Here is a 14,086-nt window from a genome sequence, read left to right on the forward strand (position 1 = left end):
GGTGCTGCAGAAGCCCGGGATGGGCCGACTGGGGGTACCACCCGCTCGCAGGGGAGTGTCGGCCTCCCTGCCGGATTTCCCTTGGGACACGTCGGCCGAGGCGGAGGCGCTGGCCGGGTCCCATCCGGACGGCATCGTCGACTTGTCCATCGGCACTCCGGTAGATCCGGTTGCGCCGGTGATCCGAGAGGCGTTGGCGGCCGCCAGTTCCGCGCCGGGCTATCCGGCAACCGCCGGTACTGCGCGGCTGCGTGAAGCGGCAGTGGCTGCCCTTGACCGCCGCTTCGGCATCACCGGGCTGACCAAGGCGGCCGTGCTGCCGGTGATCGGTAGCAAAGAACTCATCGCCTGGCTACCGACCCTGCTGGGCCTGGGCCCAGCGGATGTGGTCGTGGCGCCGGAACTGGCGTATCCGACGTATGACGTCGGCGCCCGGCTGGCGGGAGCGCAGGTGCTGCTCGCGGACTCGCTGACCCAGTTGGGCCCGCAATCGGTGACACTGGTGTATCTGAACTCCCCGAGCAACCCGACCGGGCGCGTGCTGGGCGCCGAACACCTGCGCAAGGTGGTGGGGTGGTCGCGCGATCGTGGCGTTGTGGTGGCTTCCGACGAGTGCTACCTGGGATTGGGCTGGGATGCCGAGCCATTGTCGGTGCTGCATCCGTCCATCTGCGATGGCGACCACACCGGGCTGCTAGCGCTGCACTCGCTCTCGAAGAGCTCGTCGCTCGCGGGATACCGGGCCGGTTTCGTCGCCGGTGATCCCGCCCTGGTCGTCGAACTGCTGGCAGTACGCAGACATGCCAGGAATGATGGTGCCGACGCCGGTGCAGGCTGCCATGGTGGCCGCGCTGGACGACGACGATCACGAAAAGCTGCAGCGCGAGCGGTACGCGCGGCGGCGGGCGGCCCTGTTGCCGGCGCTGCGCTCAGCCGGTTTTGCTATCGACTATTCGGAAGCAGGACTCTACTTGTGGGCCACCCGCGGTGAGCCATGCCGGGACAGCATCCGTGGTTGGCCACGCGCGGCATCCTGGTGGCGCCCGGCGAGTTCTACGGCCCGCGCGGTGCACAGCATGTGCGGGTTGCGCTGACCGCCACTGACGAGCGCGTCGCCGCCGCGGCCGGCCGCCTCGCTTAGCTTGCGCACCCGCGTGGAGGGGGCGGGCGGCAGAATGCATCGAAGGCGTTGCCAAGTGCTTCCTTAGCGCTCAACCTCGGGTAAAGAATGTGGTCGTGACAACTTCGACTGGCAAGCAGCGTATCCCGGCGACTGTCGGGGACATAGCCAAGCGCGTCTTTCTGGGAAAGCCGCTGATTACCGAGAACCTGACATCCGAGAAGTTGTCGAATCCCGTTGCGCTTGGGGCACTTTCACCGGACGCAATCTCATCGACCGCATACGGCCCGGAGCAGATCTTGATCGAACTGCTGCCCCAGGCCGGGCTGGCGGCGTTGGCGCGCGGGAGAATTTCGGACCCCGGGTCGCGCAGGTCGCGGCCGCTGCACTGTTGATCGACTATGTGGTCACGGTGGCAGTGCAGTCGGCGGCTGGAACGGTGGCGGTGGTGTCGGCGATCCCGGTGTTGGGTCCCTACAGCCTAGCCATCACGGTTGGCGTGGTGCTTGTCATCTGCTACCTGAACCTGCGTGGCTTAAAGGAAGCGGGAATGCCGTTCGCGGTGGCGACCTACTCCTTCATCGCCATGATCAGTCTGACGATCGTGGTGGGTGTCATTCGCGAAATATTTTGGGAATTACCGGTGTACGACCCGCATCACCTGGCCGGAACGGTGCCGGTACAGCAGGGCAACGGCTTGGTGATGGGCGCCACGATCCTGACCTTGCTGCGTTCGTTCGCCAACGGGGGTTCGTCATTGACCGGGGTTGAGGCGATTTCCAAATACAGTCGACGTCTTCCGAAAGCCGCAGGGCGTCAACGCACGTCGAGTGCTCACCGCGATGGCCTGCATTCTCGGGTTCTTGCTGGCCGGTGTCGCCTATCTCGCGTACGTCACTCATGCAACGCCGTATGTCACTGAATATCCATCGGTCTTGTCGCGGGTCGGTCGTGCGGTCTTCGGCAACGGACCAATCGGCGATATCTTCTTCGTCCTCGTCCGTGATCGAGCGCCGGTTCGCGCTGCCCGAGGTGTCGCTGGCCGAAGTCGCGGTGGCGGTCTCCGGTGGCCGGTTGTTGGCGTCGGGCTGGCCCGGGGAGTGGGTGCAACACGAGTCGACCCTGCCGCCAAGGCAGATGAGGCCGTAATCCTGTGCGCTGTCGTGTGTTTAAAAGACAGCAAAGGAGGCGGCCGGTGGTGGTCGGCGATGATGAGGCGAGGGTGCGGGCCGAGCGGGCCCGGGTGATCGGATTGTTCCGGTACCAGTTGATCCGGGAGGCCGCCGAGCCGGCGCACTCCACCAAGGAGCGGGGAAAGATAGTGCGCGAGTTGGCGTCGCGCGAGCACACCGACCCGTTTGGGCGGCGGGTGCGGATCTCGCGGCAGACCATCGATCGGTGGATTAGGGACTGGCGTGCCGGCGGGTTCGATGCGCTGGTGCCCAGCCCGCGCCAATGCACGCCGCGCACCCCGGCCGAAGTGCTGGAGCTGGCGGTGGCGCTGCGTCGGGAGAACCCCGCCCGCACCGCCGCGGCGATCCGCCGGATCCTGCTCACCCAGTTGGGCTGGGCGCCCGATGAGCGGACCCTGCAACGCAACTTCCACCGGTTGGGGCTGACCGCCGGCACCGGTTGCGGGTCGGCGCCGGTGTTCGGCCGGTTCGAGGCTGAGCACCCCAACGACCTGTGGACCGGGGATGCGCTGCACGGCATCGCGATCGCGGCCCGTAAAACCTATTTATTCGCGTTCTTGGATGATCATTCCCGGCTGCTGCCCGGCTATCGGTGGGGGTATGCCGAGGACACCGTGCGGCTGGCCGCCGCACTGCGCCCGGCGCTGGCTTCGCGCGGCGTCCCCAAGGCCGTGTATGTCGATAACGGATCGGCCTATATAGACACGTGGTTGTTGAGGGCGTGCGCGAAACTCGGTGTGCGCCTGGTGCATTCGACACCGCATCGGCCGGAAGGGCGAGGGAAGATAGAGAGGTTTTTCAGGACCGTGCGTGAGCAGTTCCTGGTCGAGATCACCGGCGAGCCCGACGTCGCCGGACGCCACCACGTCGCCGATCTGGCCGAATTGAACCGGCTCTTTGCGGCCTGGGTCGAAACTGTCTACCACCGCACCGTCCATTCCGAAACCGGGCAGACCCCGCTGGCCCGCTGGTGCGCGTCTGGCCCGGTCGGCCTGCCCGCCCCGGAGGCGCTCACCGAGGCGTTTTTGTGGGAGGAGCACCGCCGCGTCACCAAGACGGCGACCGTCTCGTTGCACGGCAACAGCTACGAGGTCGACCCCGCACTGGTTGGGCGCAAGGTGGAGCTGGTATTCGACCCGTTCGATTTGACCCGCATCGAGGTGCGTCTGGCCGGCGTGCCGATGGGGCTAGCGATCCCGCACCACATCGGGCGGCACTCGCACCCCAAGGCCAAACCCGAAACCCCGTCGATACCACCGAAACCCACTGGTGTCGACTACGCGCGGCTGATCGAGACCGCGCATCAGACCGAACTGGCCCGCGGCGTCAACTACGCCGCCCTGACTGGGGCCGACCAGATCCCCGGCCAGCTCGACCTACTCACCGGCGAAGAGGCCCAACCCCGATGATGGACAACCTGATCTCCTACTACGGTTTCTCGCGCACGCCGTTCGGCCGCGACCTGGCCCCCGGCATGCTGCACCGCCACAGCGCCCACAACGAAGCCCTCGCCCGCATCGGCTGGTGCATCGCCGAACGCCGCATCGGCGTGATCACCGGCGAGGTGTCCGTGTAAAGGTTCAAGACATGTTGGACGGCAGGGGTTCTAGAGATCCTTGACGGGTTCAGCAGATCTTTGACGGTCTGGTTTGATGCTCGTTCTGTGAGCGATGAGACGGCCGGTGATTCCGCCGATTGGGTGACTGAGCACAGATATCGTGCGGTCCTGCAGGTCCTCGACGGAGTTCCCAAAAGCCAGGTGGCACGGGAGTGCGGGGCGTCGCGGCAGTCCGTGCACTCATGGGTCATCCGGTATGAGGCCTTCGGCTTGCCGGGATTGGCCGATCGGTCGCGTCGGCCGTTGACGTCGCCGAACGAGCTGTCGCCGACGGTGGTGGCGATGGTCTGCGAACTGCGCCGAACATATCCGCGCTGGGGTGCTCAACGCATCGCTCACGAGCTGGTACTTCGTGGCGTGGACGCGCCGCCGTCGCGGTCGAGCGTCTACCGAATCTTGGTGCGTCATGGCCTGATCACCGCGCAGCAGCAGAACCACAAGCGCAAGTACCGGCGCTGGCAGCGCGACGCCCCGATGCAGCTGTGGCAGATCGACATCATGGGCGGGGTGTTCCTCGCCGATGGTCGTGAGTGCAAGTTGGTCACCGGCATCGATGACCATGCACGGTTCGTCGTGATGGCCACTGTCGTTGCCCAGCCGGGGGCACGCGCGGTCTGCGCGGCATTCACCGCGGCCATGGCCGCCTACGGCGTGCCCTCAGAAGTGTTGACCGACAACGGGAAGCAGTTCACGGGCCGGTTCACCAAGCCGTATCCGGCTGAGGTGCTGTTCGAACGGATCTGTCGGGAGAACGGCATCACCACGCGGCTGACGAAACCCCGATCACCGACGACGACCGGCAAGATCGAACGTTTTCACAAGACGCTGCGCCGCGAGCTCCTGGATTCCGCAGGCCCCTTCGTAAGCATCGAAGCCGCCCAGCAGGCGATCGATGCCTGGGTGCACGGTTACAACCACAGCCGTCCTTTTCTGGGGTTAGCTGCCCTGTTGTGTGACGTTGCGTAAACCGGCGACACGGCCCGGTTCTGCAACAGATCTCCCGGGGTGTGGTGCTCGTGGCTGGTAGTGGTAAAGCTGCCTGCTGCGAGAGGAGATCAGGGTGCGGGCGTTTCTGGTGAGGTTGCCGTCCGGGGCGAGGTACTGGACGGTGCTGGATGAGGATTTGGCGGTGGTGGCCGAAGCGGATGCGTTCTTGCGGCATGTCCGATTCGGCCGTGACGGTTCGGAGTTGACCACAAGGTCATATGCGGGCGCCATCGCATTGTTTCTGCGCTGGTGTGTTCGCACCGGCCGGCATTGGCATGACGGGGTGGCGGCGCTGGGGCTGTTCATCACCTGGCTGCGTCACGCGGGGCCGCAGTCCAGCGGTGTCGAGGTCGTGGCGGGTGGGCAGGTGCTGGCTGGTCCGGGCGTTGAGCCGGTGCGTGGGGCGCGGCGGATCAACGGTGTGCTGACCGCGGTGCGGGGCTTCGTCGCTCACGCGGTGGCATCCGGTCAGGCGCCTGGCGAGCTGATGCCGTTGATCTATGAGCTGGCCGACGAGCGTGACCTGCCCGCGCAGGCCCGCGGTGAGGAACATCGGATGGCCTGGCGGATGCGGGCGCGGCATCGGTTGCACGAGCCAGAGGCGATGGTGGACCGGGCCAGCGATGCCGAGATCGTGGCGCTGCTGCGGGCCTGCCAGTCGGCGCGGGACAGGCTGATCGTGCTGTTGATGGCCAGGGCCGGGCTGCGGCGCGGCGAGTTGTGTGGCCTACGGCGCTCGGACGTTCACCTGTTGGCCGACTCACGTCTGCTGGGCTGTGAAATCCCGCGAGCGCACCTGCATGTGGTGCGGCGGGAGAATCCGAACGGCGCGTGGGCCAAATCGCGTCGCCAACGCGTGGTGCCGCTGGATTTTCTGGCGGTTCAGCTGTTCGATGTCTACGAGTTCGAGCGGTTTGCGGTGCCGCGGGCGGCTGAGTCGGATTTGTTGTTGGTCAACCTGTTTCGCGAGCCGATCGGCGCACCGATGCGCCCGGATACGATTAATGAATTGATCACCGCCTGCGCGCGGCGGGCCAGAATCGAGCATATGACGCCGCATCGGCTGCGGCATGCGTTCGGCAGTAACCTTGCCGACGCCGGTGCCGGTCTGGACGAGATCGCCGCCCTGCTGGGGCATGCGGCGATGAGTTCGTCGCAGGTCTATCTGCATCCCGACCCGGCCCGGTTGCGTGAGGCCGTCGACCGGGTCCGCAGTCCCCGCGAGCTTGCCGGGACGGACGGGTGAGCGCCGTGACGATGCCGACGGCTGCGATCGTCGCCGGCAGAGTGCACGTGTTCGCCGATCCAGCAGGAATCGACCGGCACGCTGCGTCGATCACCGTGGTGATCGATCCCGCGTTCCTCGCCGAAGCCGGCTGGGACGCGGCGCGAAAGGTGCTGTCGTTCGCACCGGAGCATCCGCTGCTGGGACGCCCGGTCTGCCGCGCGTCGGGCTGTTTGACATCCGCGCCGGCAGCGACGCGGATCTGCGCCTCGTGCCGGCGTCGGCTTGCCGAACACGGGCTCGGTGACGACGAGATCGCCTCGCTTCCGCCGCGGGGTCGCGAACGAATGGGGCGCGGGCCGGATGCTTGTGTCGTCGACGGTTGTCGACGCGAGTGGGAATCGGCGAGTTCCGGGCTGTGTCACGCCCACGCAGAACAGCTGCGCGCCTTGCCGGTTGCCGATGTCGACGAGTTCCGTGCTCACCGGCAAACCAGGCCGCTTCCGCCGTGTCCGCCGTGCGCGGTGGCCGCCTGCACTCGCCAGCGGCGCCATCCCGACGGTCTGTACTGTGAGGCGCACCAGCAGCGGCTGCGCACCGTCCGCGCACGTGACCCACATTTAGATGAAATCGTCTGGCGGGCAACCGAACCAGCGATCGGTCGCGGCGGCGAGGTTAGTCTGCGGGGCCTGACGCCGCTGGTGGTCGCTGAATTGCTGGTGGGCTTGCAGCAGCGCTGCCGGATCAACGCGGTCAAGACCGACGAGGCCGTGCTGCGCGCGTTCTGTAACGACTTGCTGGGCCAGCAGGTGGGGTCGATCGCCGACTATGTCATCGGTGACGGCCGGGGCCTGGAGTTCACCGGGCTGGTCAACTGCCTGATCGGTCATGCTCGGCGCGCCTTGTCGAGCCCGGAAACCGAAGTCGCCCAGGACGAATGGGACCTGGCGGTGTTTGGGCATCACGGCACGGTGTCGTTTACCGGCATCAGCCAGTCCTGGCTGCGGGAGGCCGCCAAGCGGTGGGCCGCCGATGACCTGCCGAAACGACGTGTCCGAGCCGGGCGGCGCACCAGCGCCGGCCTGGCCGTGCGCCACTACATCGGCTGCCTGGTGCGGTTGTCAGAGTCGCTGCGCATGCGCGAGGACCGCGGCGAACACCCAGCGGCGTTGGGACGCACCGATATGGAGGCGTTCCTGCACCGGCTGGCCTACCTTGAATCGGTCGGTCAGATCAGTGGCGATGCCCGGATCCGGGCCTGCCGCGAGGTTCGTGCCGTGCTCACCCGCATCCGGGCGATGGGGCTGACGCGGCCCGGCGGCATCGCCGCCGGGCTGGGCGAGGACTTTGTGATTGGGCAGGCGGACGTGCCTGTCGAACCCGAACCGGGCGAACCCAACCGGGACCTGCCGCCGGAAATCATGAAGCAGTTATGCGAACACCTGGATGAACTGACCTCATCAGAGATGCGCACCGCGGTCGAGTTGGCCATCGACACCGGCCGCCGTCCCGAAGAGATCTGCGAGCTGGACTTCGACTGCCTGACCCGAGACGACGACGGACAGCCCGTGCTGATCTACGACAACCATAAGGCCAACCGGCTCGCACGACGCCTGCCGATCAGCGAGCAGACCGCCGCCGTAATACTCGCCCAGCAGCAACAAGTCCGGAACCGCTACCCAAACACTCCGATCGGCGAGCTCAAGCTGCTGCCCACCGACCGGCGCAACCCCGGCGGACGCCGCGCGATCACCGGCTTTTCTCTCGCGTTCGCCCACCGCACCTGGGTCGACCGACTGCCGGTGCTGCGCAACGCCGATGGTGTCGAATATGACAAGAGCAAGGTGGTGCTCTACGCCTACCGGCACAGTTACGCCCAACGCCACGCTGACGCCGGCGTCCCCATCGAGGTGTTGCGTGAGCTGATGTCGCACCGCAAACTCGACACCACCAGCTGCTACTACCGCATCGGCGAAACCCGCCGCCGTGAAGCCGTCGATCGCGTCACCGCGATGCAGTTCGACCGGCATGGCAACCGCATCTGGCGGCAAGCCCAAGCATTGTTGGACTCCGAACACGCCCGTCGCGCCGTCGGCGAGGTCGCGGTTCCATTCGGTGTCTGCGCCGAACCGTCCAACGTCAAGGCCGGCGGCGGTGCCTGTCCGTTCCGGTTCCGCTGCGCTGGATGCGACCACTTCCGCACCGACGTCTCCTATCTGCCCGACCTGCGCGCCTACCTCGACGACCTGCTGCGCACCCGGGAACGCCTGCTCGCCACCACCGACCTCGATGACTGGGCCCGCGTCGAGGCGATGCCCTCCGAGGAGGAAATCCGCCGCATCCGCCGCCTGATCGACCAGATCAGAAACGGGCTCGGCGAACTCGAACCCGAACAGCGACAACAACTTCAACAAGCCGTCACCGTCGTGCGCCGACACCGCAGCGTCATGCTCGGCATGCCTCGCACCCGCCAAATCCTGCCCGACCTGCGCCCAGAGAGAACCCCATGACCACCAACACCACCCATGCCCTCGACGCGATGATCGACGGACGACGAGCCGACTCCACCAGACGCCGCCAACGCGTCCTTTCCGCCCTCGAGGTCGCCATCAAAGACGGCGCAGAACTCAGCGCCACCAGCATCGCTCAACGCGCCGGAGTCGACCGCACCTTCCTATACCGCCACCGCGACCTGCTCGAACGCATCCACGCCGCTGCAACCCAGCCACCAGACAAATCCGAGATCGGTCACCAGGTCACCCGTGCCTCACTGCAGGCCGACTTGCTCGCCGCCCAGCACCGCTGCACCCGCATGGCCGCACGCACCCAACAACTCGAGATCCGTCTGTCTGAACTGCTCGGCGAACAAGCATGGCGCGCAAGCGGACTCGGCGCGCCAACCGACATCGAGCAACTTCAGCAACGCATCGTCACGCTCGAACAACAAATCGTCGAGCTACGGCTGCAACTCGAAGAACGCGACCAAGACCTCACCGCCGCCCGCGCCGCCAACCGCGAACTTATGGCCCAGCTCAACCTCTCCCAGCCGACCGGCTGACAAATGAGTCCTTGCACCACACCTGTTGCGCACCATATTCTTCAGCAGCCAGCCGCGCGAACTGCGGAAACACCGGGACACTACCGCGACTCAGGCCGCGAGCCCAAGAGAAACGCCGCCACCAGTCGCTGGGGATGGCGACGCCGGCAACGGTGTTCCGTCCAGCGCCCATCGACGTGATACCGCCGCTGCCCGTAGCCACCGAACCGCTGGTCCCCAACACCGTCGACGTCATCGTTCCGCCTCGTACCCGCCAACACCTCGCGCCGGTGACAGAGCACGCGTTGGGCGCGACCGTGCACGCCGTCGAGTGGGAGGCAGTGCTGACGCCCCGAGCGCGGCTGCTGCTTCCAGCTGATCAGCAGTTCAAGTTCACCGCCGCGCTGGCCCGACGCGAGGTCACGGTGTGGGCCAGCGACCGCAGCATCCACATCGTGCTCGACGGCGCGGTCATCCGGACGCGACCATCGCGACTGTCCGAACACGACCTGCGCGATCTGCTGCGCCGCGGTGCACGCATCGCCGGACCAGAGCCCGCACGTGGCGCTGTCACCGTCGACATGCTGACCACCAGCGCAGTCATCGAAGTCGCGCGCACCGTCTCCCGCGATGGCTGCATCGGCCTTGGTGGCCACAAGGTGCTGCTGGAGTCGACGTTGGTCGGCCAGCGCGTCACCGTCCGCTTCGAGGGCACCCTGATGCACATCGTGGCCAACCGCCGACTCGTCAAGACGCTGCCCGCGCCGATACCGGCGGATCAGCGCGCAGCACTGCGTGGAGCACGCCCCAGCGCCGAGCCCTTGCCGCCACCGGCGCCCCCACACCAGGCCATGCGACGCGTGGCGGCCAATGGGACGGTGACCGTCGCCGGCCAACGACTACGGATAGGACGCAGTTACCAAGGGCAAACGGTCGCTATTGCCATTGAGGACACCGTCTTTCGCGTCGTAATCGACGGCAACGAGATCTGCACTCATGCGAGAAATCCCGACAGCGATATCACCATCTTCAAGGCTTACCCACGCCGCCACAGCATCTAGCCGTGCTCGCGACTTGCCCAGGGCGAATCCGTCAAAGATGTCTTGAAGCAACAATGCCAAGCATGTCCTGAAACCGCACATTGACACGAGGTCGGAGTAGGCAAGACGTATCTGGCAACAGCATTGGGACACATGGTAATTCGCCGACGCAACTCCGTACTGTTCGCCCGATCCGACAAGCTGTTCACCCGGCTGCGCGCCGCCCGCCTGGACAACACCGTCGACGCCGAGATCCGCCGACTCACCACCATCGACGTCCTCATTATCGACGACTTTGCGCTCAGACCCCTCGGCGCCACAGAGACCAGCGACTTCTACGAAATCATCGTCGAACGCCACCGCGCCAAAACGACCATCGTGACCTCCAACCGAGAACCCTCCGAATGGTTGACCATGACCGCCGACACCCTGCTGGCCCAATCAGCGATCGACCGACTCACGGCCACCGCCCACACCCTCGTCATCGAAGGACCGTCCTACCGTCAACGCACCCGACCCAGCCAGCTTGACCCAGACCACGACGACGAGCTTCCTCAATAACGCGCCACGGTGGTCCCATCCCCCTGGCAATCAGGTGGCCCCATCACCCTGGCAAGCGACACTTCTAAATGGCCATTGACAGAGGCCTTGCTGCTCAAAGAGCAAGCCCGCATCGTCCTAAGACGCTGCGGATCCGGTCCGGTGTCATCCGCTGTTCCCGCAAGATACTTCGTCACGACGAGCCGGTGATGATCATCAAAATGGATTATCGGTTGGTCGCACCCATCACCGGCACGGTGACCGCTGCGCGGAGAACCGCTTTTCGGCAACATCTTCAACAGCGGCGGTCTGCGGATCTCAGCCAATCGTCCACTGACAACAACTCCTTTCTCCTCTCGGCCCAAGCCGAGAATCGGTCGAAGGGGTCAAAATCTGCGTCGACACGGGGTCAGTTTTCAGGCGTCGCCGAGTGCCGATCGCGATACCAAGGCCCAGCCACTTGCGCAGGTATTCCGCATTCGAGATGGCCGCCCATCTACCGGAAGCGGCACTACTGGTGTCTACGGGCTCCGGCATTGTTCGGATCCTAGAGGCGCGGTTCCTTGGGCAGGCCGAGCAGTTTCTCGCCGATGATATTGCGCTGCACCTGTGAACTGCCCGCATAAATCGTGGCGGCTCGCGCCGCCAATGCCGACTCAACCCACGCGAGCGACGAATTCGGTGTTCCGACATCCGCAGTCGCCAAGGCGCCGTTCGTTCCCGTGCCCGACAGCGTCAACACGTCCGTCTCGAGGATCTCCATCGCCAGTTCGGTCTCGCGTTGGAAGAACTCGCTCCAGAGGATCTTGGTCATCGCGGCCTCGGGACCTGGATACTCACCGTGTAAGAAGCGCGTCAACGCCTGATACCCACGACACCGCATAATCTCGACGCGACCATAGCACCAAGCGAGCTGCTCACGGATATGCGGGTCGTTAGTCTTACCTCGTTCTTTCGCCAGCTCGAAGAGCCGGTCGATCTCAGCTTGGAAGCGAATCGCGTCGGTGGTGACACTTGTTCCACGCTCGAAACCCAGCAGCGTCATGGCCACCGACCATCCTGCGTTCACTTCCCCGACAACGTTGTCTGCAGCGGTTCGGGCGTCGGTGAAGAACACCTCGTTGAACATCGACTGGCCCACTATATTCTTGATGGGTCGAACCTCCACGCCGGGCTGATCCATCGGCACGAGCAGAAATGAGATCCCCCGGTGCTTGGGAGCATCCATGTCGGTGCGGCACAGTGCGAAGATCCAGTTGGCGAGGTGTCCCACTGAAGTCCAGATCTTGGACCCGTTGATGACCCATTCGTCGCCATCAAGAACCGCTCTCGTCCGCAGGCTGGCCAGATCCGATCCCGCGTCGGGTTCGGAAAACCCCTGGCACCACCGATCATCACCGGACAGAATTCGCGGCAAGAACCAATTCTTCTGGTCCTCGGTGCCGCAGACGACAAGCGTGTTGCCAAGCAGCTGAATCCCGAACATGTCGTTCTCAGTTCCGGCGGGTACCCCGGCGCGAGCAAACTCCTCGGCCAGCACGACTTGGTGGAGTGGGGTCAGTCCCGCTCCGCCATATCGCTTTGGCCACAACACGGCGAGTAGGCCGTTGTCCGCGAGCGTCTTCCGCCACTCTCGGATGAACTCCTTCCGCCGGGTTTGATCCAACGCCCCGATTCCAGCGAAGTCGGCAGGGACGTTCGCGGTGATGAAGTCGCGCACTCGTGACCTGAACGCCTCAGCTGACGGGGGATAAGACAGGTCCATATCGAATCGTCGTCCCTTATCTGTGTTGAGGACCCGCGTAAAGGTGGATCCATTGGGTTATTTTTTGCGTGTTTTGCTTCGTTTTCGACCGCTTGAAGGCGGTGGACCGCGGTCGGGGTCAAGGCGGAGCGCCCGCAGCGTAGCGAGGACGAACGACCTTGAGACCGACGAGGATCCGCCGCATACTTGGCCGCCGGGGAACAGGAAAAGACGGTGTGGTTCAAGTCATCTGCTGCCCTCCGGTGCATAAATGTGGGGCGAAAGACGCGCGTCGCGTGTGCCGGCGCCCAGCCTTATCTGAGTCCACGGACGATATCCGGCAACTTGATGATCGATGGGGTGCCCGACGTGCGGGCAACGAAGGCGCGGCCGCTCAATCTTTCCGGGAAGTCCACCCAACAGCGGAGTGGCGACAGGAACCACACGGGCGCTGGCCGCAGGCATCAGGTGATTAGCATCAGGTGATTAATGGGCATGGCAGGCGCGCAACGCATCATTTAAGAGGCCACCTCCTGGCGTTCGGGGACTGGCAGCGCCAGGGCGCCATCTTCGAACGCACGCAGCGGGTGATAGCATCGGCGCAGAATTTTGCGTTCCACCGCCAGGGTGGGGATTCTTGCCGTTGTGGCCGTCGCGCTTGGCTGCCAGCTTGTGGTAGTAACCGTAATCAAGGGAACGGCGCCGGCTCGCGCACTCGGCTGCCTCAAACGCCGCCCAGCGCAGCTCGGGTGAGCCCTCTCGCGACAGGTGCCCTGGTGAGCGTTTGGTATCAGAGGAGTACACGGTGACATCCAGCCCAGCAAACCGCACCAGCCGATGGGAACTGCTGAATCGGCGGACATCACCGACCTCGGACCAGATGATCGCCGCGCACAACCAACCGATGCCGTAATGGCGCTGCATTGCCTGACACCCGGCTTGGCGTCGGGCGAAGTTGACTAATTGGCTTGGCAGCGGGTCGATCTCGGTGCTTAGCTGATCGATGCGCCGTAGCGCAGTGTCAACGCACCGCCGGCCCGCCGCCGACAAGTCGACGCTGTCCAGCGCCGCGCGGCCTGCGCCGGATAACAGCGCCCGAATCGGTGGACAGCCCTGATGGAACAGCTGGACATGGATGCGCTGCTGCCAGGCCCGCCGCTCGTCCATCAACGTGTAGTACAACCGGCCCAGCGTGCGGATCTCCAGCATGTGTGCGGGTAGGATCCACGACTCGGGGAACCGGTCCTCGAACAACAGCGTACGCAGCAACCGAGTATCGGCGCGGTCGGTCTTGGCGCGCTTCTTGGGCTCCGGTAAGACGGCAATCTCGGCCGCATCCCCCAGGTGCGCGCAGATCCCAGCAGCGGCCAGCTCCTCGCACACATACCGCCACCCCGGGCAGCCCTCCAGCGCGAACTGGCCGTCCCCATCGCTGCAGTGCTCAGCCAGCCAGTTCCGCAACGCTTTCCGGGTCGCCGGACCGATCTGACCCCAGCGCAACAAGCCGTCATAATCGACGTAATCGAATGTGATCTGCTGTCGCCGCACGTCGAAACCGCCTACCATCGTCATCGGGACCTCC

General features: G+C 65.2%; 6 protein-coding genes and 7 pseudogenes. 11 read left to right on the forward strand and 2 right to left on the reverse strand.

Annotation, left to right across the window (positions count from 1 at the left end):
- Positions 1-55 precede the first annotated feature (55 nt).
- From dapC to I2456_RS23230, 11 genes and pseudogenes are all read left to right on the forward strand, one after another.
- Positions 56-1,141, forward strand: a pseudogene (gene dapC, locus I2456_RS23180) (succinyldiaminopimelate transaminase).
- A 95-nt stretch (positions 1,142-1,236) separates the two neighbouring features.
- A pseudogene (locus tag I2456_RS23185) lies at positions 1,237-2,124 on the forward strand (APC family permease); the annotation flags it as partial.
- Positions 2,117-2,269 (forward strand): annotated as a pseudogene (locus tag I2456_RS23190) (hypothetical protein); the annotation flags it as partial. The pseudogenes I2456_RS23185 and I2456_RS23190, both read left to right, overlap by 8 nt.
- 46 nt (positions 2,270-2,315) lie before the next feature.
- On the forward strand, positions 2,316-3,722 hold the full coding sequence (locus tag I2456_RS23195; RefSeq protein ID WP_007168461.1) for a DDE-type integrase/transposase/recombinase: 1,407 nt from the start codon (positions 2,316-2,318) through the stop codon (positions 3,720-3,722).
- Positions 3,719-3,880 (forward strand): annotated as a pseudogene (locus tag I2456_RS23200) (ExeA family protein); the annotation flags it as partial. The gene I2456_RS23195 and the pseudogene I2456_RS23200, both read left to right, overlap by 4 nt.
- A 96-nt stretch (positions 3,881-3,976) precedes the next feature.
- Positions 3,977-4,873, forward strand: a pseudogene (locus I2456_RS23205) (IS481 family transposase); the annotation flags it as partial.
- A 118-nt stretch (positions 4,874-4,991) separates the two neighbouring features.
- Positions 4,992-6,164, forward strand: coding sequence for a tyrosine-type recombinase/integrase (locus I2456_RS23210; protein ID WP_033710464.1), 1,173 nt, complete (start codon positions 4,992-4,994; stop codon positions 6,162-6,164).
- Positions 6,161-8,653 carry a tyrosine-type recombinase/integrase gene (locus I2456_RS23215; protein ID WP_141244865.1) on the forward strand — a complete coding sequence of 831 codons (2,493 nt, stop codon included), beginning with the start codon at positions 6,161-6,163 and terminating at the stop codon, positions 8,651-8,653. Before I2456_RS23210 ends, I2456_RS23215 begins: the two co-directional genes overlap by 4 nt.
- Positions 8,650-9,201 carry a DUF6262 family protein gene (locus I2456_RS23220; RefSeq protein ID WP_080711234.1) on the forward strand — a complete coding sequence of 184 codons (552 nt, stop codon included), beginning with the start codon at positions 8,650-8,652 and terminating at the stop codon, positions 9,199-9,201. The genes I2456_RS23215 and I2456_RS23220 overlap by 4 nt, the downstream gene beginning before the upstream one ends.
- A gap of 113 nt (positions 9,202-9,314) precedes the next feature.
- A pseudogene (locus I2456_RS23225) lies at positions 9,315-10,241 on the forward strand (IS481-like element ISMva2 family transposase); the annotation flags it as partial.
- A 90-nt stretch (positions 10,242-10,331) separates the two neighbouring features.
- A pseudogene (locus I2456_RS23230) lies at positions 10,332-10,781 on the forward strand (ATP-binding protein); the annotation flags it as partial.
- A 526-nt stretch (positions 10,782-11,307) separates the two neighbouring features.
- Here the strand turns inward: I2456_RS23230 and I2456_RS23235 are convergent.
- The gene (locus I2456_RS23235) at positions 11,308-12,525 is read right to left on the reverse strand and encodes an acyl-CoA dehydrogenase family protein (protein WP_007168458.1); all 1,218 of its coding nucleotides are present in this window, start codon (positions 12,523-12,525) and stop codon (positions 11,308-11,310) included.
- Positions 12,526-12,990: 465 nt separating this feature from the next.
- On the reverse strand, positions 12,991-14,076 hold the full coding sequence (locus I2456_RS23240) for a transposase (protein ID WP_224112852.1): 1,086 nt from the start codon (positions 14,074-14,076) through the stop codon (positions 12,991-12,993).
- Positions 14,077-14,086: the final 10 nt, after the last annotated feature.

It is taken from the genome of Mycobacterium kubicae, from assembly GCF_015689175.1.
Taxonomy (GTDB): Bacteria; Actinomycetota; Actinomycetes; order Mycobacteriales; family Mycobacteriaceae; genus Mycobacterium; species Mycobacterium kubicae.